This is a genomic window from Thermopolyspora sp. NPDC052614 (genome assembly GCF_040678635.1).
Taxonomy (GTDB): Bacteria; Actinomycetota; Actinomycetes; order Streptosporangiales; family Streptosporangiaceae; genus Thermopolyspora.
The window spans coordinates 274554-299425 of sequence record NZ_JBFATZ010000008.1; the positions used below are offsets into that span (position 1 = coordinate 274554).

A 24872-nucleotide genomic window follows, 5' to 3' on the forward strand; every position below is an offset into this window, starting at 1 on the left:
GGCCCTGCAGACTGGGCGGACATCCCGGACACGTCGGACGCAGTGGAGAGCGACGCCGCGGAGACGGAAAGGACCGATGCGGGGGACCGATGGGAGGAACTCCTGCTGGCCGAACGTGCCGCTCTGCACCGCTTCGTCGCGAGCCTGGCCGGGTACGATCCCCACCACGTCGAGGACATCGTCCAAGAGACCCTGCTGCGGGCCTGGCAACTCGCCCGCCGCCTGGACTGGCGGGAACAGCCCATCCGCATGTGGCTGTTCCGGGTGGCCCGCAACCTCCTCATCGACGACTGGCGACAGAACCGGGCCGTACCGATCGGCATCTCCGCCACCGACTTCTCCGGCCTCGCGCCCGCATCGGACGAGGTGATGACACGGGCGCTGGATCGCCGGATGGTGATCGACGCACTGCGCTCGCTGAAGCCGGCCCACCGGGACGCCCTCATACAGGTCCATCTGCTCGACCGAACAGGTGAGGACGCCGCCCGCGTCCTCGGCGTTCCCAGCGGGACGGTCAAGTCCCGGGCCCACCATGGGCTGCTGCTGCTCCGCCGCCGCCTTCGCTGCTGCAGGGGCGGCGCGTGACCCCGGCGGACCAGGCGCGAACGGCCAGGCCGGTGCTCCCGTGGCTGCCCACGATGCTCGGCCTGGCCGGAGTGCTCATCCTGTTCGCCGTGCTCATGCATCTCGCCGTCCGCCGGTACGGCGGCTGGCGGGTCGTGACGCTCGCCCTGCACGCCGAAATCGAGCTGACGGTCGCCAGGATCACCGCTCCGGCACGGAGCCGACGTCGGCATCGACGGCATCTGCGACTGCTCACCGAACTGTTGTCGGACCCGGACGGATGGGTCATCGCGGAGCAGGCGATGCTACGTGCTGAGGCCGTGTCGCCCGGACTGCAGGCGTACGCGGCCCTCCTCGGCTGGGACGTCGTCGGAGTCCTGGTCTCCGGCGGACCAGGCGGCCTGCCCGCACCCGGCGAGCCCTGGGTCGTGGACGAAGACGACCCGGGGCTGTGGTGGATCGACCGTACGGACGCGGCCGGAACGGCCCCCGCCTCGTACGCCATCAGCCTGCGGCCCACTCCGCCGCTGCTGGTGGCACTCGGCACGGATATCGAGTACGAGGTGCTGGCCGTGCTGCTCGACCTGGTCCGCGGCCCCGCCACCCTATCGATCGGAGGCGAGCCGGGCACCGCCCGCGCCGTCCTACAGTCGATCGCCGCCCAGCTCGACGCCCGCCTTCCGGCGCGCGCGCTCATGGTGGCGGACGGTGTCCACGACCACTACCGCGGCCCGGACCCGGTCACGGCCATCGCCGCGGCGGAACACCACGCGGCGATCTCCGGCGAGCCGACCTTCGCCGTGTGCGCCACGCTCCCTGGGGGACGACGCTCCGTCGGCGGCGCACGGCTGATCGCCGGGGACGGGGCACGCGGAACGGCGCGGCTGGTCGAGACCGCCCGGGACGGCGGGGTGCTGGTGCACGGAACGCCGCTGTGTGCCGACGCCTTCGCCCTGCCCGCAGCCGTCGCGGAGATATTCGGCCAGTTTCCTCCGTACCCGACGCCGGGAAACCTCGCCGGAGACCTGGAGGAGCCGAAGCGCACGGACCCGGCCCGCTCCTCCCGCACCGCGGCGGGGCCCACCCCTGGGTACCCGGCGGCACAGGAGCCGGCCGCGCGCCGCACGACACTGCGTCCGCCGCCTACGACGCCCACCGGCAAAGCGCCCGGCGGCACGACGCCCGTCAGCAAGGCACAAGGTGCACATTTGGAAGGACCCCTTGAACCTCACCGTCACCACCGTTGACAGCGCGGACGGTGTCCGCCGCGACCACTTGCTCGCCCTGCCCCCGCACGCGACCGTCGCCGATCTTGCTGCGGCCCTGGACCGTGCACCCCGCGGACGGGAGAGCGTCCAGAGCGACCCCGCCTCGGCCGGGACGGCCGGGCGAAGCGCCGAGCGCCCGGACGGTGGCCCGGCGCCCATCCGGGGACTCTATCTGGGGCGCCGCCTGCTGGACCCTGCGGCGCCGGTCGCCTCGGCCGGCGTGCGCATGGGGACGGTTCTGGGGCTCGGTGGACCCGCCGCGCGGGAGGCGCACGTCTGGCGGGAAAGCGGCCCGCCCGAGGCCGACGCCCCCGTTGTGGCCGAGGTCCACCTGGTGTCGGGGCCCGGTGCGGGGCGGATTTGGCGGTTGACTCCCGGCAGCCACGAGATCGGCTCCGACTCGGAGTGCGCCATCCGGCTGGGCGGCCCGGACGTGCCCGAGTGCGGGCTGTGGGTGACCGTACGCCCGGACGGCTCCGCGTACTGGCACCGCAGCGGCCCCGAGACCGGCACGTGGACGGGCGAGGTGCGCCGTTGTACGGTGGCCTCTCCCCCTGACGCTCCCGGCGCCGCCGGGCACGAGGGGCACGGCGGCCACGATGGCGCGGCGATCGCCGACTCCGGAATCGGCGGAATCGGCGGAAGTGGTGAAATCAGCGGAACCAGCGGGACTCACGCAAGCGGCGGGACCCGTGGAAGCGGTGGCGGAGAGCACGGGGATGGCGGCGTAGGCGGCCGCGGGGGCGCGGAGAACATCCGCCGGTTGCCGCCGGGCGCCACGGATTGGCCGGTGGACGAGGACCTCGTCGTGGGGTCGGCGCTGCTGCGCCTGTCCGCGCCGGTCGAAGCCGACGCCGCGGTGACACCCTCCGCCGACGGCGCCGGGCTGGACTACAACCGGCCGCCGCGCATCCCCCCGCACCTGGAGACCGGCCGGCTGCGGATGCCCATCCCGCCGACCCGCACGCATCGGCGGCCCTTCCCCCTTCTGATCGTCATCGCCCCCGTGGTGCTGGGCTTCGTGCTGGTCTGGGTGTTCCGGTCGTACTTCTACCTGGTCTTCGTGTTCTTCACGCCGGTCCTGGCCCTGGCGAACTGGATCAATGGTCGGCGCGACAACCGCAAGCAGTACGCGGAATTGCTCGCCACCTACCGGCGGCGGCTGGCGGCGGTGCGGGCCGAGGCGCGCGAGGCCGCGGACCGGGAGCGGCGGGCGCGCGGCCTCGCCGCCCCTGACCCGGCGACGGTGGCGCTGACCGCCTGCGGCCCGGGCAGCAGGTTGTGGGAACGGCGTCGCGCCGACCCGGACCATCTCATGCTGCGGCTGGGCACCGTCGACCAGCCGTCGATGAAGGAACTGGAGGATCCGTCCCGCGATGAGAACCATCGCACGATCCGCTGGACCATCCCCGAGGTGCCGATCGGCGTGGAGGTGCCCGAGCACGGCGTGGTCGGGGTCGCCGGGACACCGGCGGCGGTGCAGGCGCTGGCCCGCTGGATGGTGACGCAGGCCGCCGTCCTGCACAGCCCGCGCGATGTGCGGATCGTCGTCCTCACCGACCCGGCACGGGCCGAGGGCTGGCAGTGGGCGCGATGGCTGCCACACCTGCGGCCGTGGTCTGCCGGTGGGTCTGCCGGCGTATCTGGGGGCGGGTCTGCCAGTGGGTCTCCCAGCGGGTACGCGGGCGGCCCTGTGGTGTGCGTCGGCAACGACCCCGAGTCGGTGGCCAATCGGGTGACCGAGCTGGTCGCGCAGGTCGAGGCGCGGCAGCGGGCGCTGGGGTCGTCCATGGGCAAGGCGATGTTCACCGACCCGGACGTGCTGGTCATCGTGGACGGCGCCCGGCGGCTGCGCGACGTCCCCGGCATGGTGCAGATCCTCACCGCGGGGCCGCACGTCCGGGTCTTCGCCATCTGCCTAGACGAAAAGCCGCGCCTGCTCCCCGAGGAGTGCGGCACCGTCGTGCTCGCCGACGAGCACCGTCTCACGGTGCGCCTCCCGGGAGCGCCGGACGTCGCCGACGTACGGGCCGATTTGGTGGAGCCGGGCTGGTGCGAGGAGGTGGCGCGGGCGCTGGCGCCGATCCGGGACGTCAGCCCGGAGCACGACAGCGGGCTGCCCCGTCAGGTGCGCCTGCTGGACCTGCTGGACCTGGAGCCGCCGACGCCCGCGGCCCTGCTCGACCGCTGGCGGCAACGGCCGAGCAGCACATCGTTCGTGCTGGGCTCCGGCTACGACGGTCCGCTCGTGCTGGACCTGGTGCGGGACGGCCCGCACGGGCTGGTGGCGGGCACCACCGGATCGGGCAAATCGGAGCTGCTGCAGACGTTCGTGGCCTCCCTCGCGGCGGCCAACCGCCCCGACGAAATGACGTTCGTCCTGGTCGACTACAAGGGCGGCAGCGCCTTCCGGGAGTGCGCCGAGCTGCCGCACACCCTCGGCATGGTCACCGACCTCGACGCCCACCTGGTGAAACGCGCACTGGAGTCGCTCGGCGCGGAGCTGCGCCGCCGAGAGCACATACTCAACGACGCCGCCGCGAAAGACCACCCGGAGTATCAGGCCAAGCGGGCCGCGGACCCGTCGCTCCCCCGGCTGCCGCGGCTCATCCTGGTGATCGACGAGTTCGCCACCCTGGTGCGGGAGGTGCCGGACTTCGTACCGGGTCTGATCGGCGTCGCGCAGCGCGGCCGCTCGCTCGGCATCCACCTGGTCCTCGCCACCCAGCGCCCGGCCGGCGCCGTGACCAGCGACATCCGGGCCAACACCAACCTGCGGATCGCACTGCGGGTGACCGACGCGACGGAGAGCCAGGACATCATCGACTCTCGCGAGGCGGTGCACATCCCCTCGACCACGCCGGGTCGGGCGCTGGTACGGCTCGGCCCCCACGCGGCCTTGCCGTTCCAGTCGGCCTGGGTGGGCGCCGAGCGTCCCCGCGGCGGCGACGGCGGGCAGGAGCCCCGCCGCGCCGGTCCGCGCGCGCCGGTCCGCGCGGCCGAGTTGTCCTGGAGCAGGCTGGGGCGCCCGGCGGCGCTGCCCGCCGCGTCGGCGGCCACGCCCGAGCAGGACCAGAGGATCCCGGTCGAGTTGCCGCCCACCGATCTGCAGGCGCTGGTGGCGGCCGCACGCCAGGCCGCGCAGGCCCTCGACGACTTCACGCCGCAGCCCAGCCCCTGGCTGCCGCCGCTGGCCGAACAGGTGCTCCTCGACGAGTTGCCCGAGGTCGGCGGGGCTCGAACCGAAGGTGGGGTGCCACCGATCCCGTACGCGCTGGAGGACATCCCGGAGCTGCAGGAGCGCCGGGTCGCGACGGCCGACACCGCCGTGTTCGGCCACCTGTACGTGATCGGGGCGCCGCGCTCGGGCCGTACCCAGGTGCTGCGCACGCTCGCCGGCTCGGCCGCCCGCACGGCGAGCAGCGCCGACGTGCACATCTACGGCCTGGACGCGGGGGGCGGCGGCCTGGCCGCGCTGGAGGCGCTGCCGCACTGCGGCGCGGTGGTGTCGCGGCACGACACCGAGCGCATCGAGCGGCTGCTGCACCGGCTCATCGCGGTGCTCACCGAGCGCCAGGAGCGGTGCAGCGCCCGCGGCGTCGCCGGGATCGGCGAACTGCGGGCCACGCTGCCGGCGTCGGAACGGCCCGCCCACATCCTGCTGCTGATCGACGGCTGGGACGCGCTGGCGGGCGTGCTGGAGGAGCACGACCACGGCCGGCTGCTCGACTTGGTCACCCGGCTGCTGCGGGAGGGCGCGGCGATGGGCGTGCACGTGGTGGCGACCTCGGAGCGGTCGCTGCTCGGCGGACGGCTCGCCGCGCACAACGACCACAAGCTGCTGCTGCGGCAGGGCGACAGAACCGACTACCAGTTGATCGGGCTGGCGCCGTCCATGGTGCCCTCCTTGGTGCCGCCCGGCCGCGGCTGGCACATGCTCACCCGTACCGAGACGCAGGTGGCGCTGCTGGCCGCGGGCGTCGGCGGCCAGGAGCAGGTGGAGGCGCTGCACGCGATCGGCGAGCGGGCCAGGCGGCGCGACGCGCGGGTGCCGGCGGCGCGGCGGCCGTTCCGGGTGGCGGCGCTGCCCCGGTCGGTGGAGTTCGCCGCGGCCTACGAGCAGGTTCCGGCGGAGCTGCGGCGGCCCATGTGGGGTCTGCTCGGGCTCGGCGGCGATGACGCCGGGCCGATCGGCGTGGACTTCGCCGCGTCGGTGCCGGTCTTCGGCGTGTTCGGGCCGCCCGGGACGGGACGCAGCAACACGCTGGCGGCGCTGGCGGTCTCGCTGCTGGCCGGCGGCACGGCGCTGGTGGTGCTCACGCCCCGGGACTCGCCGCTGCGGGCGCTCGACCGGCACGCGTACGCACGGGTGCTCGCCGACATCGACCCGTCCGAGCAGGAGGTCCGCCAAGCGTTGGAGGAGACCGACGGGCCGGCCGTGGTGGTGCTCGACGACGCCGACCTGCTGGGCATGCCCGCCTGCGACCGGGTGCTGAAGGAGATCGCCGTTTCCGGCCGCGACCACGGCCTCGGCCTGCTGTACGCCGGCCCCGCGGACGCGCTGCAGGCGGCGATGGGCACCTGGGCGACGGCGGCGAGACGCACGCGGCGCGGCCTGCTGCTTGCGCCCAAGAGCCTGCAGGAGGGCGAGTTGATCGGCGTACGCCTGCCGACGCATCTGACCCGGTCGCACCCGTCGGCGGGCCGCGGCTGGACGGCCGGCCCGTCCGGCGGGGTGCTGGCCGTCCAGGTACCCCTCACGCCCCTGCGCACCGACGCCTGAAACCGGCGGGGCCGCGGTCTGGTGAAGGCCGCGGCCCCGCCGGTTTCAGCACGGGGGCTACCGGGTTGTCGCCTGTCCCGGCGGGTAAAGCCAGAGGCCGTCGCTCTCGCAAGGGCTGAGGAGTCCCGGGCCACCGGGCACGATGACAGCGATCGGAGATCCGGTGCCGTACGAGACAGGGAACGAACAAGGCGCGGCCCGGCGGGGTCGCCCGCCGAGCCGTGCCGATGGCCGATGCGGCTCAGCTGCCGCTGTTCTTGATGGCGGCGGCCCACTCACCGTCCATGGTCTCGATCTGTGTCCTGATGTCGTTGAACTGCTGAGCGTAGTTCCGGATGCCCTCGATGGCGGCCGTGAGGTTGGTGTTGAACTTGTTGTACGCCTCTTCCATGGCGGGGCTCGACTGCTGGAAGACCAGACCGTCGTCGAGCAGCGTGCTCACGTCGTTCTTGAGGTCGCCGAGCATCGGGTTGATGGTGTCGACGGCCGAGTTCAGCCGCTTCGACGTGGCATCGATCTTCTCGTAGTCCAGCCCGATATCCAGTGGCATCGGTCGTCCCTCCTTTGGGGTATCGGTTTCCGGGGGTGGGGGTGTGGTCAGAGCGGGTGTGGTCAGAGCAGGCCACGCGACGGCCCGCCGGCGGGGTGCGTCGCCGGCCGGCCCGCGCCAGAACTCGACGCGCCGGAGCCGGATCCGGGCGGCGGCTTGGTGGGCTCCCACTTCTGGTCGGGGCCGCTGCGGCGGTACTCGGTCTTCTCGCCGTCCGGGTCAGTGACGATCATGGTGCCGCCGCCATGCTCGTCGAGTTTGACCTCCGAGACGGTCGTGCCGCCGCCGGAGAGAACCGTCGTGGTGGTGTAGGAGCGGCGGTCGTCGCTGTAGGTCGTGGTGGTGGTGTAGCTCTGGTCACCGCTGGTGACGGTCATCTCCTCCTTCATCACGTGGTACTCGTCGTCGAGCGTCAGTCGCGTACGCACCCCGCCGTTCTCGGTGGCGATGTACTGGTCGACCGGAGGCGGGCCGGGGTCGGTCGCCTTGCAGAAGTCCGGCATTGTGCCGTCCGCGCCCGGAACGCATTCGCTAAGATGCTCGTTTCGGTAGTCCCAAGCGGCCTTATCGTTCAGCCAGTCGCTCAGACCCAGCGTGGAGCCCATGGCCCCCATGCCGGCGGCGATTTGCGCGTCCGCCTCGAAGAAGGCGTCGCTCACGGCGCCGAAGAGGTCGCCGAGTTCCCTCAGTTGCTTCTCGGCATCGCTCATCGGGCCCTTGGCCAGGCGATAGAGGCTGCGGAAGCCGAGGGCGAGGTCCTCGTTGCCGAAGACCGCCTCGGCGTCGCCCCGCTCGCCGGCGCCCAGATCGGCGAAGACGCCGTCATTCAGCGTCGGCCCGACGCGGCCGGCGAGATCGTGCATGTCCTTCTTGGCCTCGTGCAACGTGCTGTACTGCATCGCGAAATCGGCCAACCATGCCTCCGGGAGAACTTCCTGTGACCGTCCGGCGGGGGGCGCGGGCGGCGCGGACGACGTGGACGACACGACCACGATCGGATGGGCGGACCGGTTCACAGAAATTTTCATGAACTGCTTCACCGCCTCGATCGTGGTCCTGCCAAATGCGGGCGGCCGCACCGCACCAGGACCGGCACGGAAACCACGTAGGGAAATCGGCATGCCGCGACCCACCGACTGGAACGCCATCGGACTCTCTGGCGACCCGACCCCTGGCGACCCCAACCGCCTCGACGAGCTGCTGCGCTCGGTCAACGATCTGGGCAGAGTGGCCCGGGAAATCGACGACGCGTTCGTGGCCGTGCTGAACAAGACGGACGGCGCGTTCACCGGGCAGACGGCGGACGCGCTCCGGGAGAAGATCAGCGGGGAGTTGCGCGACTTCGTCCAGAGCTTCGCGGACGCCTTTGAGACCTCCGCGCAGGCCCTCAACACCTACATCACCGTCATGCGGGACCAGCAGTGGCGGGCCGACAACGCGCTGGAGCAGGGGCGCGGGCTGCCCGAAGACGACCCGCGCCGCGAAGAACTGGCCACGACCGCCCGCCTGGCGGGCGAAGCCCAGGCGGAGGCGGGCAAGACGGCCGGGGAGGCGATACGGTCGGCGGCACGCGGCATCAAGCGGCCGATCTCCAGCTGCGAGGAGTTCTGGAACATCTTCAAATGGATCGCCGTCGCCTTGGTCCTTCCCGCGCTGATCTTCGGCGGGCCGGTCGCGCTGCTGACCATCGGGCTGAACTTCACGCTTTTCGTCAAAACGATGGTGGACGCCGCCAACGGAAAGGCCGACGCTCTCGCGGTCTTCCTCGCCGCCCTGGGGATCATCGCGCCGACGACCAGGGCGTTCCCGGTGGGTCAACTGCTCAGCAAGACCATCGGGAAGGGTATCTCGCGCGGCTCCTCCCACCTCGTCTACACGTTGACCAGGGATGTGGCACGCCGCGCCTTCTCCTCCTACCGGTTCGCACCTGGTATGGGCCGTTTCGTGTTGGCATCCCCGAACGGGCTCAGGGCCGGCCCGCTGTGGATACTAATCACCCCCCTCAAAGACACGCCGCGTCTGATAGGCACGGCCCTCAGAAACGGCGCCACCGGGGCCTACCACGGCATCCGGGCCCTGCCCGGGGTGATCGCCGGCATTCCGGGCCAGGTGTTCCGGACGAACTCACCGATGTGGCAGTTCGCCGGGAGACACCTGGGCGGCGCCAAGGGACTGCGCTTGATCCTGCCGGTCGACGCCATGGAGATCGGCGCCTACGGCCTCAAGGGCGCGTTGCGGATCGGTTTCGTGGAACGCGGCCTGAAGTTCCAGTACCTGTTCGGCGCCCCACTGGTCGGTGCCCTCGGCCGAGGCGCCGCCGCGATCCCCGCGCCGCCGGCCTACAAGGACGCGCTGCGCGACATGCCACCCACCTACGGGGCGATGGCACTCGGCCACAACACCAACTTCATGGTCAACATGGTCCGTGTCGACCCTGTCGACCTGGCGACCGCTCGGCGCGCCCTCGACGACTTTTCGCTACCGCCCGGCGCGGGCGGCGTTCTCGAACCGCCGCCCTTCACCAGGGCCGGCCAACTCGGCGCCACGACGTGGCGGCCCTTGGGGATGCTCGAACTGGAAGCGTCCCTGAACGTCGCCACCCGCGGACTCGACATGCCCATCCGAGAGCTCACCGCGATCCGCAACGGCGACCTGGGCGGCCTGACCTTCACGCCGCACGGCGTACACGGAGACCTCAGCCCCGCACCCGTCTTCGACGTGGCCCACGGCACACGCGGAGAGTCCGGTCTCGTTCCGGCGTACGACGTGGCCCGCGGCACACGCGGAGAGTTCGGTCTCGTTTCGGTGTACGACGTGGCCCCCGGCGTCCATGCGTTCGGCGTCCCCGCGGTCGTACCCGCCGTGCACGCCGCCGACATGGGCGCGGCGGGGGCGCTGAGAACGACGGGCAACGCGTCGGCGCTTCAGCCGAGCGCCCTGGGCCTACTCGCCACCCCATCGGTGAGCCGCATCGACACCCCCGCCATCGGCACCACCGCCCACCTCGACGACCCCATCGTCCACGCCCTCACCGCCAACCAGGTCAACCTGCACCTGAACGAGTTCGCCCCAAGACCCACCGCCCACGTCGCCGCAGGGCAGGCGTCGACCCCGGCCACGCCCGACCCGATTCCCGCCATGGCCGCATCGGCGGCACCCCCTCCGCCCGTAGGCACCACCATCGCGGCCGGCACGCCACCCCCTTCCCCTGCGGTCTTGACCGCGAGCACGCCGACCCCCTCCCCAGCATCCGCGACGATCTCGCCGGACGGACCGGCCGACCGCGTGACGTCCGCATTCGCGCTGCTGAGCGACGGCGGAAGAGTCCGTACCACGAACACCCCCGAGCCGGCCATGGCGAGCGGTGACATCCCCAGGGGAACACCGAGAACCATCGGCGACACGAGAACCGCCACGCCTCCGCCCGCTTCTCCACGCGCGAACGAAACCTCCGCCATCGTCCCGCTCCGGGACATCGACGGCATGCCCGCCATCCCACCTCAAGCCCACACCGTCCCACCCCGGGCCCCCGACATCACACCCAACCTCTCCCACCAGGCCAACCCCCAGCCCCACCCCCTACACAGAGCCAACAGCGCACCCAACCCCTCCCACCAGGCCAACCCTCAGCCCCACCCTCTCCACGAAGCCAACCCCCAGCCCCACCCCCTCCACAGGGCCGACCCCGAGCACCACCCCCTGCACAGAGCCAACAGCGCCCCCAACCTCCCCCACCAAGCCAACCCCCAACCCCACCCCCTCCACAGAGCCAACAGCGCCCCCAACCCCTCCCACCAAGCCAACCCTCAGCCCCACCCCCTCCACGAAGCCGACCCCCAGCCCCACCCCCTCCACAGGGCCGACTCCATGCCCCACTCCCCCCTGCACAGGGCCGACAACGCACCGGAACCGCCCCGCCGAGCCAACAGCATGCTCGAATTGGGCCGGGCTCGTCAGGAGCGGGCGGTGGCGGGGGGCTCCCGACAGCGGGACGTGCCCCAGGTGCCTGACGGGACGCGGCTGCGCGGGCCGGAAGGGGTACCGGACCGGTGGGTCAGCGTCACGATCGGGCAGGACGGGTCGCGCGTGCTGCGCGTCGTCGACAACGCCGGTACGCACCAGCCGCACCTGACCCTCGTCGAAGAGCCCGTCGGCACGCTCAGAGTCATCGACACCACTGTGAATGGCTCCTACATCCGATACGGCATCGACGGCGAACCCCTGCTCACACGCCGCCCAGGGCCGGACGGGACCTTCGTCGTGATCAGATCCGACGGACAGGGCGTGCAGGCCCGACTGGAGAACGCCACCGGAGAGGTTCTCAGCGGACGCGCCGTCGAGATCTTGCCGGGTGGCTCGGTGAAGGTCTCCTTCACTCACGGCCCCCGGACCCGGGAGTACACCGTCCAGTCCTTCGACGGAAGGCTGCTGCGCCAGGCCATCAACGAGATCAACAAAAACGGTCGCCCAACGCGTGGCCAGTACGTCGTGGATTACCCGGCGCAGGGACGCCCGACCTGGACGTACACGCGGAACCCGGATGATCCGCAGCACGGCGGCCCTGCCAGCGTCTTCCACCATGGCTTCGCCGATGTCTCCGCCGACGGCAAACGCATCCGCCTCTACACCGAGCTGGGCGGCAAGGTGAAGGTCCTCGAGCGTCGTACTCTGCCCGGTGGCGTCGTCATAGACGCCTTCCGTCCCACGGGCGCCCGGTTCGGCTTCACCTCCCGGCATACCACCTGGGTGAGCTGGAACGACTCCGGCACCATGAAGGGTCACGGCATTCGCGTCCACGACACGTCCGGATTGGCCTGGCGGGACTATGACAGTCACGGCGATTTCCTGCGGGAGTTCCGTTATGGCCTGCACAAGACCGAGGGCAGACTCGGATACGTCATCGCCATCAAGGGCAAGGGCGAGGACGCGGGCTGGACCTGGCACCGGTTCGACGGCCTCGACCGCGAACTGGGCTCTGGACCGCGCACCCAGCACAAAGATGACGGATGGACCGACAAGCTCGCCGACGGCACCCTGGTGCAGGAGCAGTGGGGCAGATTCCACCGGCCGCAGTCTGCCGGTCATTACCTCGAATACGACTGGGACCGCGCAGCGGGCAGACCCGCCGCCACCTGGCAACTCCAGTCATCGCAGGGCAAGATGATCGGCGCCTACACGGCGCTGGGCGACGGCATGATCTCCGTCACTCGCTGGTCGGAGCAACGACTCCCGCTGTGGGTGCGCAAGGCCGTCGTCGGCATGGCCGACCCCGAGCCCGCCCTGCACTACCTGCGGACCGACAACCGGCTGCAGATCCACACCTGGGTCAAGGAGGGGGGAGCAAGCCCCGGAAGCGGCTTCCGCTACATCACCCTGGACGGCGGCTTCGTCGACCTCGCCGCGGACGGACGTTTCGTCCGCGCCACCACCAAACTGTACGACGGCGGGATGCTGAAGGTCGGCGACCACGCGACCCCGCCCGGCTACGCGGCCCCGAACGAACACGCGGTGCCGTGGCAGGAACCCGGCCGCAGCGGCTACCGGGTGACCATGGACCCCGCCCAGCCCGGCGCCCGGGCGGACATGCCCATCTGGCAGGACCGGTTCCGGGCGGCGGACGACGGCCCGTGGCTGGTGACCCGCGAAGGCTTCTCCGACGGTTCGATCCGCCAGTACCGAACGCCGTACCCGCTGCCGGAGAACGGCGGGCCGGGCGGGCGGCCGGGCGGCCCCTGGACGCAGCGCGACGCACACGGGCTCGTCGTCGCCCGGCAGGACGACTGGCCGCATGCGGCCGCTCCGGACGGCCCCGCTCCTGCCCGGATCAGCATCGAGGGCAGAGGCTCGCCGGACTCCGCCACCTGGCGCTGGACGGCCCGCGACGACCAGGGCAACGTTATCGGCGAGGGCCTGCGCGTCTCCTATCGTGGCGCACGGGATCCGTCGCTGCCCTGGGACGACTCCTTCCGCGACTTCGCCGCCGGCGCCCTCATACGCGAGACCGACATGCTCGACGGCGGCAGGTTCGTGCAGGCGTGGAAGGGCACCGATCCGGCCACCGGGCAGGAACGCTGGTTCGTGCAGAAGTACGACGCGGCCGGCAACGTGGTGCCGTACGGCGAGGGCCGGCAGGTGCGCCGGTGGTGGGACCCGAACACCCGCACCTGGGGAGACCGATGGTTCGACGGGGCGAGACACTTCCGCGACGAGTTCCACCCCGCGAACGGCGGCCATCCGCAGGTCGTCCGGGAGGTGCCGCCTCACCTGTCCTGGAACGACGGCCCGCTACGGGTGCGCGAGTACATGCTGGGCGGCGGCGCTGCCCCGGTTCCGGGCACCTGGAAAGAGTTCGATCACGGCATCGTGGTCCGCAAACGCGCTGATCTGGGCGACGGAACATTCCTGGAGACGGACACCTGGCGGGGCCAGTGGCGCCGCTACGACGGCACCGGTCGCCTCATCGCCCAGCGCAACGTCTCTGGATGGGTGTTCGAAAGAGGCCCGGAGGGCCGAATGCGGCTCACCGGCAGCGAGTACGACTTCCGCGGCGTCATGAGCGATCTGCGTGGCTGGGGCCGCCGGATTCGCGAGACCGAGCGCCTGCCGTGGGGCGGCGCCGTGTCCGTGGACTCCGCACGCTTCCAGGCCGCGCTCGACGGAGTTCAGGGACTCCCGTCGCCTTCGGGCGGCCGGGTGAGCCTCGGCGAGGCCGCCTACAAGCCGTACTCGCAGCTGGTGGGGGAACGGATGCTGCTGGACTTCGGCCAGGAGTTTCTGCTGGAGTTCACCGCCAACCTGGGCATCAACGCGATCATCGCGTCAGCGCAGAACAGGCCGTTCAACGCTCAGGACGCGCTGCGGTCGCTCGCCAACGCCGCGATCTCCGGCGGCATCAAGAGCGGCGCGAGCAGCGTGATGCACGACATCCGCGGAAGCGCCACCCACACCTTCAAAACCCGCATCGGGAGCATCGACAGCGGCAAACCCGGCACGATGCGGCCGTACAACGCCGACAAAACCTGGCGCAATGAGTGGGCAGGCAACGAGTCTCCCGCCCGCTGGCGCGGCGGCACGTACGACTATCTCTTCACCACCCTGCTCAACCCGATCACGAGCTTCGTCAACGGCAGCATGAACGCGGCCGTGTGGGGCATCATCCCAGGTCATACCGAAGTTCGGGTACTCTCCGGCGCCGACGCCCTAGCGGCCGGCGGCATCACGGCGCTGGCCGGGGTGACCACCGCCGCGGGCCTCGGCGCGGTCAGGCACACGATCACCGCGGGCGGCGACGGCCGGTTCTGGCACCGCTACGGCGTCACCGAGTACCTGTTGCAGGCCCCCCTCAAGTTCCTGGAGAAGTACTTCGCGACGGTGTTCCTGGCCCCCAGGATGCGGTACACGTTCGCCCCGCAGTGGTACCAGCCAACGTCGCCGACCAGCCCACCGCCTGCTCAGCCCGGCCCGGGTCCGCAAGCCGACCCGCAACCGCAGACGGAACCCCACCCGCAGACCCAACCCGACCCGAAGAAGCAAGGGTGAGCCGATGTCCTCGCCACAGCCGATCGGCGGCGGCGGCGATTCCGGCCAGGAGGCGATCGCAACGCTGGTCAAGCTGATGGAGGACCACCGCGAGGACATCGTGGTGATCGCCGCCGGTTACCCCGGTGACATGCAGCGTTTCGTGGCCGCCAACCCCGGCCTGGCCTCCCGTTTCACTCGTACGCTGATGTTCCAGGACTACCTGGCCGCCGAACTCGTCGCGATCGTGGAGCATCTGGCGTAGGAGCATCGGTACGAGCTGAGCGCCGAGGCCCGCGAGACGCTGCTCGCGATGTTCGAGCAGATGCCGCGCGACGAGGGCTTCGGCAAACGGCCGCTACGCCCGGCAGGTTTTCCAGGAGATGACCGAACACCAGGCGCAGCGGGTCGCCGAGCTGGCCAACCCCACCGACGAGCAACTCGTCGCCCTGGAGGTGGAGGACCTGCCGCACGTCGGCGTCCCCGCCTGCTCCTCGCCGCCCGTGCGACGGACGACACGCTCGACGCGGTGGCGATACGTGTGCACCACTTCGCCCGAAACACCGACCACATTTCAGCTCACCTTCCCTGATAGGAAGAACGAGCACGGCAAAGGCCGTGGAGGGCGTACGTATCGACCGTGTCCCTCGGACACCAGGAGAGCCTTGGGTTTGCGGCAGGTGGGCCTGCACCGGGCGGGCATCCATGGGCCCGGCACCCGGCGGGACAGGGATCACGCCGGATGCCGGGCCTGGGTGTGGCCTGCCGCCGTGGGGGTGGCGGGGCCACGGATGGTCGGGCGCGACGACACGGGACACCCCGAGGCTGCATCCCTCGCCCAGGGTTCGCATGCCGCCGCGCCCGGCTTCACGGGCCGTCCGGCTCGTCGAGGATCTCGCCGGCCGACCCCTGGTCGTCGTCCTCGACGACCGGCGGATCGTCGTCCCGCAGCCGGTCAGGGGACGCGATGTACGCCATGTGCGAGAGGAACTGAGGGCCGCCGATCACAGGCCATCACTCCCCCTGCGCAGCCGCGCGGCCCGGCGTACGAACCCCGCCATGCGGTGAAGGGTCGGCTCGTCGGGCGCCTTGATGGTCCAGCCCGTCTCCTGGTGCTCGGCGGACAGGCGGCCCTGCTCGTCCTGCTCGACGGGCCCGAACTCGCGCATCCGGTGATCGCTCACGAGTGCCCCCCGGCGTCCGCCAGGGCGAGGGCCATCTCCGCGCCCCTCATCTGTTCCCACAGCCCTTCGGCCGTGCGGGCGTCGACGACCAGGGGGCGCGGCGCCGGCAAGGACGCGAACGCCCAGAAGGCGCGCGACCAGGGGCCGTACAGGACCGTCCACGCGGGTTCCTGGTCGTTCAGCGCATCCGCCTCCGCCCTGCGGTGCCGATCCCACGCGCGCCGCCGGACCGTCTGACGCGGCACGCCGAGGCGGTGCCGTCCGCCGGCCATCACCGCCTCCTCACCGTGCGGGCGAGGATGACCAGGGCGGTGACCGGCCACGCGGCCGACCACGCCACCACCACCGCGCCGAGTAGAAGCGGCCGGTCGAGCCGGTTGTCGACGGCGGCGTCCTCGAGCACGGCCGCGAACGCGCGAGGACGGGACAAGGCGACGCCGGCCAGCACGGCGAGCATGACGGCCGCGCCGGACAGGTAGACGGCCAGGATCGGATGTTCGGTCGCGGCCTGGAGGAGGGAATCACTCGTCGGGGAAGCCATGGTCAGAGCGTGACGGCCACACCACGCCCTGAAGTATCACGGGTTCGTGAAACTCCGCGCGCTACGGCATGCCGAGCCACCCCGCGAACCGGCTCAGGCCGCCCGGGCGCCGCCGCTCCAGGTCCACCAGCATCCGTACCGTCTCGCGCACCATCGGATGGTTGCGCGTCATCTGAGGGGCCACACGGCGTGCCGAATACAGCGTCTCCAGCGCCTTCGACCGGTCACCGTGGTAAAGCCATCCCCGCGCCAAGTCGATGTAGTAGTGCCCCAGGCGGACCGGGGCCACCGTCGGGGGGATCCGTGCCCGCTCGGCACGGCGAACGGCCTCGGTGCCGTCGTACATCTCCACCGCCACCCCGATCTCGTGGATGGCCACGTTCGACGGGCCGAACTCCAGGCCGTAGTGGTTGGCGTCTCCCCCCAGGAGTCGCGCCGCCTCCCGTGCGTGGTCGATGTGGGCGAACGCCGTCTGCCGATCCGCGGCCCGCGCGGCGAAGACCGCCGACCGCAGATGTGCCGCGCCGTAGACGCTCAGGCCGGCGGGAGACAGCGCCCCCGGATCCTCGCCGACGTCCCGCCGGATCCGCTCCAGCAGCATCAGGCCCTTGTCGTAGGACGCCGAAGCCAGGAACAGCGTGGAGCGCTGCCACTGCGTTCGTGCGACCCGTAGCGGGTCCTGGGACCGCTGTGCGGCCCACGCCACACGATCCATGGCCAGGCTCCGCAGGTCGAAGTACCCCAGGGTGTAGGCGATCGCCGTCACACCGGTGTACGCCTCCGACAGCAGCGCGAACAGCTCGTCGCGCCGTGAGCCGTCGCTGATGTGCGCCGCCCGGGTCAGCTCCTCCAGCAGTGCGGGGAGCATGTCGGCGAGCTGTGCGTACCGGGCACGCCGACCGAGGGAGGACGCCCGCTTGACGTCCGCGCGGAGCTGGTCGACGGGACGCGGGGGAACATCCTCGTCGGGCAGGTCCCAGGCGACCAGGGCGCGCCGGATACCCGGGATGTGCTCGTGAATCGCCGCGCCGCGCCGGTCCGGTTCCATGTACGGCTGACCGGTGAGCGTACCGATCTCGACGCCGAGGGCACGCGCCACGCCCGCGACGAGTGACTGTGTGGCCGGTTTGTGCCCGCGCTCCACCTGGGCGATCAGGCTCTTAGAGCATGGCACCCGCTGGGCGAGTTGGTGCTGGGTCAGTCCGCGGAGTTTGCGCGCGCTGGCGATGCGTCGCCCGATCCGCTCTTCGCCACCCGGTACGTCCCTACTATCACCACGCATGGAAGGCCCTGCACCTTGCCCGATGGTCTCGACAACCTCAGGCTATGGCGCGGGGCCTGAATCATGCGAGGGGATAACCGGATCCGTCGCATGGGCCGGGCTCAGGAAGTATCCCCCCCACGCACGTGAAGCGGAGAAACGGACTGAGTGGATTGCCCACATTCCGGAAAAGAGCGGGAGAATGACCTAAGATCCACTTGGGACTACGAACCACTTTCAGAGACGGGGAGATCCCTGCTATGGCCGACGCCCCCTTGCCCGACATCGACACCAGCGTGCCGCACTCCGCGCGGGTCTGGAACTACTGGCTCGGCGGCAAGGACAACTACGCCGTCGATCGTGACCTTGGCGACAAGGTTGTGGCGGTGTACCCGGCGATCAGGGACCTTGCCCGCGCCTCACGCCAGTTCCTGGCTCGCGCTATGCGGTATCTGGTGCAGGATGCCGGAATTCGCCAGTTTCTGGATATCGGCACCGGGCTCCCCACCGTGGACAACACCCACGAGATAGCCCAGCGGCTCGCGCCCGAGTCGCGGATCGTGTACGTGGACAACGATCCGCTGGTCCTGACGCACGCCCGGGCCCTGCTCACCAGCTCCCCCGAGGGCAAGACCGACTACGTCGATGCCGACCTGCGCGACCCGGCGACGATCCTGCGCCAGGCCGCCGAGACCCTCGACTTCGACCGCCCGATCGCGTTGATCCTGAACGGCATCATGGGCCACATCGAGGACTACGCCGAGGCCCGCTCGATCGTCGCCCGGCTGGTCGAGGCGCTGCCGTCCGGCAGCTACCTGGAGCTGTACGACGGTTCTCGTCTCGGCGAGGGCATCGCCGATGCCGCCGACAGCTACAACGACTCCGACACCGTGCCCTACTACGTGCGGCCGCCCGAGGAGATCATCGGCTTCTTCGATGGGTTGGAGCCGGTGGAGCCGGGCATAGTTCCCATCCAGGAATGGCGGCCGGACGAGTCCCAGTTCGGCTCCCCGGTTCACGTTGACGCGGTGGGTGGGGTGGCCCGCAAGCCGTGATGCCCGAGGACTTCGGCCGCTGACGCGTACCGGCCGGATTGGCCGACGGTTCGCTGCTCTCGTACCCGGGTGCCTGCGACTGTGAGGCGGTGTGTGACATGCTCGCCGCCGTCGAGAACGCGCGTCGGCTGAGGCGGCGGCGTGACGCCACCTGGAGTGCGCTGCACGATGCGCGCTCATGAATAGCACGTACGATCGCGTAACGTGCGTCGGCCCCGGCGGTTTGTACGGACCGTGATGCCCCGTCAGGTTGGGCCTGGCGGGGCGTCCGGCGTTCATGGGCCGACTCTGAGTGAGCCGACTCTGGGTGGGACGGCTCTTGGTTCGGTCAACTCTTGGAGAGTTCCCGGATTCGGTCGATACCCGTCGGGTCGACGGGGAAGCCGTTGTGGACGGCGCGGGCGTTGGCGTGGCCGGTTTGGTGCAGGGCGAAGGCGTTGCGGATCGCGGTCCACTGGCCTTGGGCGTCCAGGGCGCCGTTGACCGAGAGTTTGGCGAGTTTGAGGCCCATGGATGGCATTCGGGCGAAGTCGGTGGCCATCTTGAGGGTGAACTGCTCCAGTTCGTCGCGGGGGACGACGTGGTTGATCATGCCGAGTTTTTCGCACTCGCGTGCCGTGAGTGGTTTGCCGCTGAAGAGCATTTCCTTGGCCTTGCGTGGGCCTACCTCCCAGGTGTGGGTGTGGTACTCGTGGCCGTTGACCGCGAAGGCCACGACCGGGTCGGCGAAGGTGGCGTCGGCGGCGGCGATGATGATGTCCATGGGCCAGATGAGCATGAGGCCGCCGGCGATGACCTTGCCCTGGACCTGGGCGATGGTGGGCTTGGGGATGTTGCGCCAGCGCCAGCACATGCCGAGGTAGAACTCCTCCTCGTTGGCCATGCCGCCCTCCTGGCCGGGCTTGGCGTAGCCGCCGGTCATGCAGCGGGGCTCGAAGTCGGCGCCGGTGGCGGTGCTTGCCAGGTCGTGGCCGGAGGAGAAGTGTGGGCCGTCGGCGGCGAGGACGATGACCTTGATGTCGTCGTCGGTGGTGGCTCGCTGGAAGGCCTTGTCGAGCTCGTGCAGCATCAGGTAGTCCTGTGCGTTGCGCATTTCGGGGCGCGCGAGCGTGATGCGTGCGACGTGCTCGGCCGGGACGTCGTACCGGATCCGTTCGTACTCCTCAGGCATTGCCCTTCATCCTTTCGATGGCCTGGTCGCGCATCAGGCTACGGCGGACCTTGCCGGCATCGTCGCGCAGCGGCCGGTCGATGAACTCGATCGAGCGGGGGATCTTGTAGCGGACCAGTTTGTCGGCGAGGAAGTCGAGGATCTCCTGCGCCGTCGTGCCTTCTTCCGCCTGGATGAGCGCGTGTGCGCGGTGGACCAGGTCGTCGTCGGGGAGGCCCACCACGACGGCGGAGATCACCTTCGGGTGGCGGGTGATCGCGCTTTCGACCTCGGCCGGGTAGATGTTCTGGCCGCCGCTGACGATCATGTCGACGCGGCGGTCGCTGATGTAGAGGTAGCCGTCCTCGTCCTTCCAGCCCAGGTCGCCGAGGGTTTCCCAGCCGTCGCCGATGGTTTTCACCTCGGCGCCGACGTACTCGTAGGAGCGTGGCATGCCCGCTGAGCTCTTCATGTAGATCTCGCCGATTTCGCCGGGGGGCAGCTCGCTGCCGTCGGCGTCGAAGATCTTCATGTCGCCGAGGATCGGTTTGCCCACCGATCCCTTGTGGCGGAGCCATTCCTCGCCGCTGATGACGGTGAGTGCGATCATTTCGGTGCCGCCGTACAGCTCCCAGATCTTTCCGGGGCCGAGGATCTCGATCCACTTTTCCTTGAGCCACTCGGGGCATTTCGACGCGGCGTGCCAGACGACGCGGAGGGAGGACAGGTCGTACGTCGCTCCGCCCTCCAGCACCCGCAGCATGCGGTTGAGCATCGTCGGTACGAGCATCACCCAGGTGACCTTGTGTTTTTCGATGAGCCGCAGCGTCTCCTCGGCGTCGAAGCGTTCCATGACGATCAGGTGCTGGCCGAGCATGAGGCCGGCCATGGACATCGAGAGCGCGGAGTTGTGGTAGAGCGGCGCCACGACGAGGTGGACGTCGGTGGGTTCGAGGTGGCACAGGATCTGGTTGACGAGCGGGGAGCCCTCGGCGCCGGTGCCGGCGCGGATGATTTTGGGGCGGCCGGTGCTGCCGCCGGAGGTCGGGGCCTTCCAGCAGGGCGAGACGACTTCGGGGAGCGGCTCGGCGCTGATCGACGGGTCGGGGTGGAAACCGGTGGGGAGCGTCGGGTAGCCGGGGTGGTCGCCCTCGGCCACGCCGACGAGCAGCTTTGGCCGGGCCAGGTCGACGATGCCTTGGCGCTCGGCGAGGGGCAGCCGCCAGGACAGCGGCTGCGGCACCGCGCCGACCTTGAGCGCGGCCCAGAACGCGACGTAGAAGTCGATGCCGTTGGGGAGCGCGATCGACACGTAGTCGCCGAAGCCCACGCCCTTGTCGAGATAGACGCGCGCCAGCCGGTTCGAGCGCGCCTCAAGCGCGCCTCGGGTGATGGTGTCATCGCCGTGGGTGATGGCGACGAAGTCGGGGTCTTCTTCGGCGAGCCGGGCCATCGTCCGCACGTACGGCTCGGCCGGACTCTTGGCAAGGATCTCCGCGTAGTCCACAACCTCCATGGGGCCATCCCTCTCCGAGTCGTTGGTTGAGCGAAATCCGGTTTATGTGTGCTTGATCGCGGCGTCGCCCAGGCGCGACAGCATGCGCTCGGCGTGGTCCATCGCCGCGACGATCTCCTCGGTGCGGCGGGCCAGGGCTTCCCGGGACCGGTTGCGCGTGGCGATGTAGGGCAGGTTGTGCTCGACGGCGTCGAGGACGACCTCGCCCACGCCGTCCGGGTCGGCGCCGTCCCGGTGCAGGTGCAGGTGTGCCGCGTCGAGGATTCCGGTGACGCGTGGGGAGTGGGCAGGGGCGCCTGCGGGTCGGATGCGGCGGGTGTTCTGCACGATGTCGGTGGCGACCGGTCCGGGGAAGAGCACCGAGACCCCGATGTCGTGGTGGTCGAGTTCGTCGCGCATGGCCTCGCTCAGCCCCATCACCGCGAACTTGCTGGTGTGGTAGAGGAATCCGGATCCGCCGGTGATGAGCCCGGCCTCCGAGGAGGTGTTGACGATGTGGCAGGGCCGTCCCGAGGCGAGCATGCCGGGCAGGAACGTCTGGATGCCGTTGTAGACCCCGTTGAGGTTGATGCCCAGGACGTAGTCCCACATGTCGTAGGTCGCCCGGGCCGGGCTGATCGAGTCGATCACGCCGGCGTTGTTGAACAGCAGCGTCACCTCTCCGAGGTCCGCCGCCACGCGCCGGGCCACGTCGGCGTACTGCTCGCGGTCGGCGACGTCGAGCCGGTAGCACCGCAGCCGCTCCTGGGGAAGGGCGAGTACGTCGGCCGCGTGGTCGAGCGCCTCGGCGCTGATGTCCGCGATGGCGACGTTCACGCCACGGCGCAGCAGCGCTCGGGCGATGCCCAGGCCGATGCCGCGGGCACCGCCGGTCACGAACGCGGTGCGCCCTTCGAAATCGGTGATGCCCTCAGACATGCGGGGGTCCTTCGCGGCCGGAGCGGTGGGGATCAGATGCCGAGCTGGTCGGCGAGGCGGCGGCGCTGGTAGGTCTGGCAGCCCAGCAGGGCCGCGCCGCCGACCGCGTTCTTGTAGTAGAGGTGCGCGTCGTGCTCCCAGGTGAAGCCGATGCCGCCGTGCAGCATGATCATTTGTTTGCCCGCGTTGAGGTACGCCGGGGAGCTGAGCACCCGCGCCGAGGTGGCGGCGGCGGGGCCGTCGTCGTGGCCCGCGTCGATCGCCTCGACGGCCCGCCGGACGGTGGCGTCGACCAGGGCCCAGTCGCTGTAGATGTCGGCGAGCTTGTGCTTGACGCCCTGGTAGGAGCCGATCGGCTGCCCGAAGCTGTAGCGGATCTTCGCGTACTCGACCGTGACGTCCAGGACCCGCTTGATGGCGCCGGACTGCTCGGCGGCGACCGCGAGGTTGACCAGGTCGGCCACGCGGTCGAGGGCGGCGCTCGCGTCGCCCTCGACGCGGACGGCGGGCGTGTCGGCGAACGTGAGCGACGCGGTGCTGCGGGTGAGGTCGATGGTGTCCTCGACGGTGATGCCGAGGCCGTCGGCGCCCGCCTCGACGAGGTAGACGCCCTCGCCGTCGGCGTCGGTGGCGTGGACGAGGATGATGGCGGCGTCGGCTGCGTTGAGCACCGCCCGCTTCGCGCCGTTGAGTACGTAACCGTCGCCGCGGGGGCTCGCGACCGTGGCGGGCGGGGTGATCCAGGCCGCGCCGTCGTCCTCGCTGGCGGCGAGGGTGGCGACCGCCCGGCCTTCGGCGATCCGCGGCAGCCATTTCTTCTTCGCCGCCTCGTCCTGCAGGTACAGCAGCGTGTTGGCGGCCAGGACCGTCGAGGCGAGCAGCGGCGAAGGGACGAGGGCGGCGCCCAGCACGCGCAGGGCGGCGGCGAGGTCGGCCTGCGTGCCGCCGGCTCCGCCGTACTCCTCGGGGATGGTCAGGCCGGCCAGTCCGAGGTCGACGAGCCCCTGCCACACCTCGGCGTCGTAGGCCTGATCGCCGGCGATCACCTCGCGCACCCGGCTCAGCGGCGTCCGGTCGGCGACCAGGCGCCGTACCGACGCCGCCAACGCCCTCTGGTCCTCGTTGTCGATCAAAGCCACGGTTCACACCTCGTACGAACGCGGCGCTCAACGCGCGCCACCGGCGAAGAAGTCCAATGAGCGCACTGAAACACAATTCACTTAGGTGCGTCAAGCGTCACGATGGAACCGCGACTGCGCCGGTGAACGCGGAAAGGCGCCGACGGCGGCGGGCGTCGGCGTGATGAGCGTGCGATTACTTGTGCGGGGACGCTAGGAGGTGTGCGGCCCGGCGGGGCCCAGGAGCACCGCGAGGACCAGCCTGGCGACGTTCTCCTGGAACGTCTCGATCCGGGTGAGCCCGCCGATGGCGTAGAGGTCGGCGACGATGAGGAGGGCGAGGTGCACCCGCAGACGCGCCTCGCGATGGGTCAGCTCGGGCCGGGCCTGGACCAGCAGGGTGACCCACTCGGCGAAGTACTCCCGGCGGAAGGCGGTGAGCCGTTCCCTGAGGTCGCCTTCGCTTCGCGGGTCCTCGACCCCCGTCGACCAGGAGCGGGCCAGGCGGATGTAGGAACGCGTGAGCCTGTTGAGCGCGTCGGACGGGTCGCTCGCCCCCGCCAGCGCCTCCTCCAGGCCCAGCCACAGGGCGTGGCTTCCGCGTTCGTAGACCGCGCGCACCAGGTCGGCCTTGCTCTCGAAGTAGCTGTAGAGGTTGGGGCCGGACACGTCGACGGCCGCGGCGATGCTGGCCATGGAGGTCTCGTGCACCCCGCGTTCGCCGAGCTGCTGGAACGCCGCGTACAGCAGCCGCTCGCGCATGGAGTTGGGCAGCAGCCGAGGGGTCCGCCGCGCCACGACCCCGCCCGTCGGCACCATCTGGGCCGACATCAGCGCCTGCAGTCCCGCGCGTGCCGCAGGCACCCGGTCGGCGGGCGGCCGGTGCACCACCTGGCGGCCGATGGAGGAGACCAGCGACAGGACCGCCCAGAGCAGGAGCTCCAGTTGTCCCGGGTCGCAGTCGGGGCGCCGGTCGCGCAGCGCCGGCATCAGGCCGGCGCTCCAGGCGCGCATGCGGCGCCGCAGCGCGCGCCGCTTCTCCTCCGGCAGATGCCGGATCTCGTAGACCCACAGGTCGGTGAGGTAGGGCCGGTCCAGGATCCGGGTGATGCCCTCCTCGACGACCGCCTCGTAGTCGGCGTACGTCATCGGGGTGTCGAGCCAGTCGAAGCTCTCCTCGATCACCTGGTCGAGCAGGACCGCCTTGTTGTCGAAATGACGGTAGAGCGCGCCGGCCGTGATGCCGACCTGCTGGGCGATCGCCGCCATCGACACGTTCGGGTAGCCCTGGGCGACGAAGAGCTCCCGTGCCGCCGCGAGGATCTGCTGCTTGCGGTCGCGCGGTCGCCGACGCCGACCTGGCGGCACGAAGTCAACGGCGGACGACACGGCACCAGCCTAGTACGCCGGTGACATGCCGAGATCGTCGCCGATCCGTGCCGGTGG

18 protein-coding genes and 1 pseudogene are annotated in these 24872 nt (G+C 70.7%); 7 read left to right on the forward strand and 12 right to left on the reverse strand.

All coding sequences use genetic code 11. The annotated features are described in order from the left end of the window. Positions 1 to 42 precede the first annotated feature (42 nt). From AB0K60_RS19770 to AB0K60_RS19780, 3 genes are read left to right on the forward strand one after another with little or no spacing between them, the layout of a single operon-like run. Positions 43 to 585 (forward strand): sigma-70 family RNA polymerase sigma factor, encoded by a 543-nt coding sequence (locus AB0K60_RS19770; RefSeq protein WP_364056542.1) that lies wholly within the window; start codon positions 43 to 45, stop codon positions 583 to 585. Further along, the gene (locus AB0K60_RS19775; protein ID WP_364056545.1) at positions 582 to 1811 is read left to right on the forward strand and encodes a hypothetical protein; all 1230 of its coding nucleotides are present in this window, start codon (positions 582 to 584) and stop codon (positions 1809 to 1811) included. Before AB0K60_RS19770 ends, AB0K60_RS19775 begins: the two co-directional genes overlap by 4 nt. Next, positions 1786 to 6615 carry an FtsK/SpoIIIE domain-containing protein gene (locus AB0K60_RS19780; protein ID WP_364056548.1) on the forward strand — a complete coding sequence of 1610 codons (4830 nt, stop codon included), beginning with the start codon at positions 1786 to 1788 and terminating at the stop codon, positions 6613 to 6615. The genes AB0K60_RS19775 and AB0K60_RS19780 overlap by 26 nt, the downstream gene beginning before the upstream one ends. Positions 6616 to 6856: 241 nt before the next feature. Here the strand turns inward: AB0K60_RS19780 and AB0K60_RS19785 are convergent, their stop codons facing one another. After that, positions 6857 to 7165 (reverse strand): hypothetical protein, encoded by a 309-nt coding sequence (locus tag AB0K60_RS19785; RefSeq protein ID WP_364056551.1) that lies wholly within the window; start codon positions 7163 to 7165, stop codon positions 6857 to 6859. A gap of 62 nt (positions 7166 to 7227) precedes the next feature. Further along, the gene (locus AB0K60_RS19790) at positions 7228 to 8079 is read right to left on the reverse strand and encodes a hypothetical protein (protein ID WP_364056554.1); all 852 of its coding nucleotides are present in this window, start codon (positions 8077 to 8079) and stop codon (positions 7228 to 7230) included. Between the two features lie 205 nt (positions 8080 to 8284). Between AB0K60_RS19790 and AB0K60_RS19795 the strand changes: the two genes are divergently transcribed. The 3 genes and pseudogenes from AB0K60_RS19795 to AB0K60_RS19805 all read left to right on the forward strand — a co-directional run. Beyond that, entirely contained in the window at positions 8285 to 14704 is a 6420-nt protein-coding gene (locus AB0K60_RS19795) for a hypothetical protein (RefSeq protein ID WP_364056559.1), read from the forward strand. A gap of 4 nt (positions 14705 to 14708) precedes the next feature. Then, positions 14709 to 14948, forward strand: a complete 240-nt coding sequence (locus AB0K60_RS19800; RefSeq protein ID WP_364056561.1) for a hypothetical protein — start codon at positions 14709 to 14711, stop codon at positions 14946 to 14948. Positions 14949 to 15018: 70 nt separating this feature from the next. Further along, a pseudogene (locus AB0K60_RS19805) lies at positions 15019 to 15138 on the forward strand (hypothetical protein); the annotation flags it as partial. Between the two features lie 412 nt (positions 15139 to 15550). Here AB0K60_RS19805 and AB0K60_RS19810 read toward each other — a convergent pair. The 5 genes from AB0K60_RS19810 to AB0K60_RS19830 all read right to left on the reverse strand — a co-directional run bounded on the left by AB0K60_RS19810 (position 15551) and on the right by AB0K60_RS19830 (position 17690). Further along, on the reverse strand, positions 15551 to 15691 hold the full coding sequence (locus AB0K60_RS19810) for a hypothetical protein (protein ID WP_364056564.1): 141 nt from the start codon (positions 15689 to 15691) through the stop codon (positions 15551 to 15553). Continuing rightward, entirely contained in the window at positions 15688 to 15867 is a 180-nt protein-coding gene (locus AB0K60_RS19815) for a hypothetical protein (protein ID WP_364056567.1), read from the reverse strand. The genes AB0K60_RS19810 and AB0K60_RS19815 overlap by 4 nt, the downstream gene beginning before the upstream one ends. Continuing rightward, on the reverse strand, positions 15864 to 16139 hold the full coding sequence (locus AB0K60_RS19820) for a hypothetical protein (RefSeq protein WP_364056571.1): 276 nt from the start codon (positions 16137 to 16139) through the stop codon (positions 15864 to 15866). Before AB0K60_RS19820 ends, AB0K60_RS19815 begins: the two co-directional genes overlap by 4 nt. Further along, a complete protein-coding gene (locus AB0K60_RS19825) occupies positions 16139 to 16408 on the reverse strand; it encodes a hypothetical protein (protein ID WP_364056574.1) in 270 nt (89 codons plus the stop codon). The genes AB0K60_RS19820 and AB0K60_RS19825 overlap by 1 nt, the downstream gene beginning before the upstream one ends. Before the next feature lie 61 nt (positions 16409 to 16469). Beyond that, positions 16470 to 17690 (reverse strand): helix-turn-helix transcriptional regulator, encoded by a 1221-nt coding sequence (locus tag AB0K60_RS19830; protein WP_364056577.1) that lies wholly within the window; start codon positions 17688 to 17690, stop codon positions 16470 to 16472. A 239-nt stretch (positions 17691 to 17929) separates the two neighbouring features. On the opposite strand from AB0K60_RS19830, the gene AB0K60_RS19835 reads away from it, so the two are divergent. Then, entirely contained in the window at positions 17930 to 18724 is a 795-nt protein-coding gene (locus tag AB0K60_RS19835) for an SAM-dependent methyltransferase (RefSeq protein WP_364056581.1), read from the forward strand. 328 nt (positions 18725 to 19052) lie between these two features. On the opposite strand, the gene AB0K60_RS19840 is transcribed toward AB0K60_RS19835, so the two are convergent. From AB0K60_RS19840 to AB0K60_RS19860, 5 genes are all read right to left on the reverse strand, one after another. Continuing rightward, on the reverse strand, positions 19053 to 19895 hold the full coding sequence (locus tag AB0K60_RS19840; RefSeq protein WP_364056584.1) for an enoyl-CoA hydratase: 843 nt from the start codon (positions 19893 to 19895) through the stop codon (positions 19053 to 19055). Next, positions 19888 to 21390, reverse strand: coding sequence for an AMP-binding protein (locus AB0K60_RS19845; protein ID WP_364056587.1), 1503 nt, complete (start codon positions 21388 to 21390; stop codon positions 19888 to 19890). The genes AB0K60_RS19840 and AB0K60_RS19845 overlap by 8 nt, the downstream gene beginning before the upstream one ends. A gap of 42 nt (positions 21391 to 21432) precedes the next feature. After that, on the reverse strand, positions 21433 to 22308 hold the full coding sequence (locus tag AB0K60_RS19850; protein ID WP_364056590.1) for an SDR family oxidoreductase: 876 nt from the start codon (positions 22306 to 22308) through the stop codon (positions 21433 to 21435). Between the two features lie 32 nt (positions 22309 to 22340). Beyond that, positions 22341 to 23447: an acyl-CoA dehydrogenase family protein gene (locus tag AB0K60_RS19855; protein ID WP_364056593.1), complete on the reverse strand. Its 1107-nt coding sequence runs from the start codon at positions 23445 to 23447 to the stop codon at positions 22341 to 22343. Between the two features lie 192 nt (positions 23448 to 23639). Then, entirely contained in the window at positions 23640 to 24815 is a 1176-nt protein-coding gene (locus AB0K60_RS19860; protein ID WP_364056596.1) for a TetR/AcrR family transcriptional regulator, read from the reverse strand. Positions 24816 to 24872: the final 57 nt, after the last annotated feature.

Bases quoted from the DNA above. Each gene is read 5' to 3' on its own strand.
- AB0K60_RS19820 (WP_364056571.1), bottom strand. From the start codon at position 16,139: ATGGCCGGCGGACGGCACCGCCTCGGCGTGCCGCGTCAGACGGTCCGG.
- AB0K60_RS19785 (WP_364056551.1), bottom strand. From the start codon at position 7,165: ATGCCACTGGATATCGGGCTGGACTACGAGAAGATCGATGCCACGTCG.
- AB0K60_RS19835 (WP_364056581.1), top strand. From the start codon at position 17,930: ATGGCCGACGCCCCCTTGCCCGACATCGACACCAGCGTGCCGCACTCC.
- AB0K60_RS19800 (WP_364056561.1), top strand. From the start codon at position 14,709: ATGTCCTCGCCACAGCCGATCGGCGGCGGCGGCGATTCCGGCCAGGAG.
- AB0K60_RS19830 (WP_364056577.1), bottom strand. From the start codon at position 17,690: ATGCGTGGTGATAGTAGGGACGTACCGGGTGGCGAAGAGCGGATCGGG.
- AB0K60_RS19840 (WP_364056584.1), bottom strand. From the start codon at position 19,895: ATGCCTGAGGAGTACGAACGGATCCGGTACGACGTCCCGGCCGAGCAC.
- AB0K60_RS19845 (WP_364056587.1), bottom strand. From the start codon at position 21,390: ATGGAGGTTGTGGACTACGCGGAGATCCTTGCCAAGAGTCCGGCCGAG.
- AB0K60_RS19795 (WP_364056559.1), top strand. From the start codon at position 8,285: ATGCCGCGACCCACCGACTGGAACGCCATCGGACTCTCTGGCGACCCG.
- AB0K60_RS19825 (WP_364056574.1), bottom strand. From the start codon at position 16,408: ATGGCTTCCCCGACGAGTGATTCCCTCCTCCAGGCCGCGACCGAACAT.
- AB0K60_RS19850 (WP_364056590.1), bottom strand. From the start codon at position 22,308: ATGTCTGAGGGCATCACCGATTTCGAAGGGCGCACCGCGTTCGTGACC.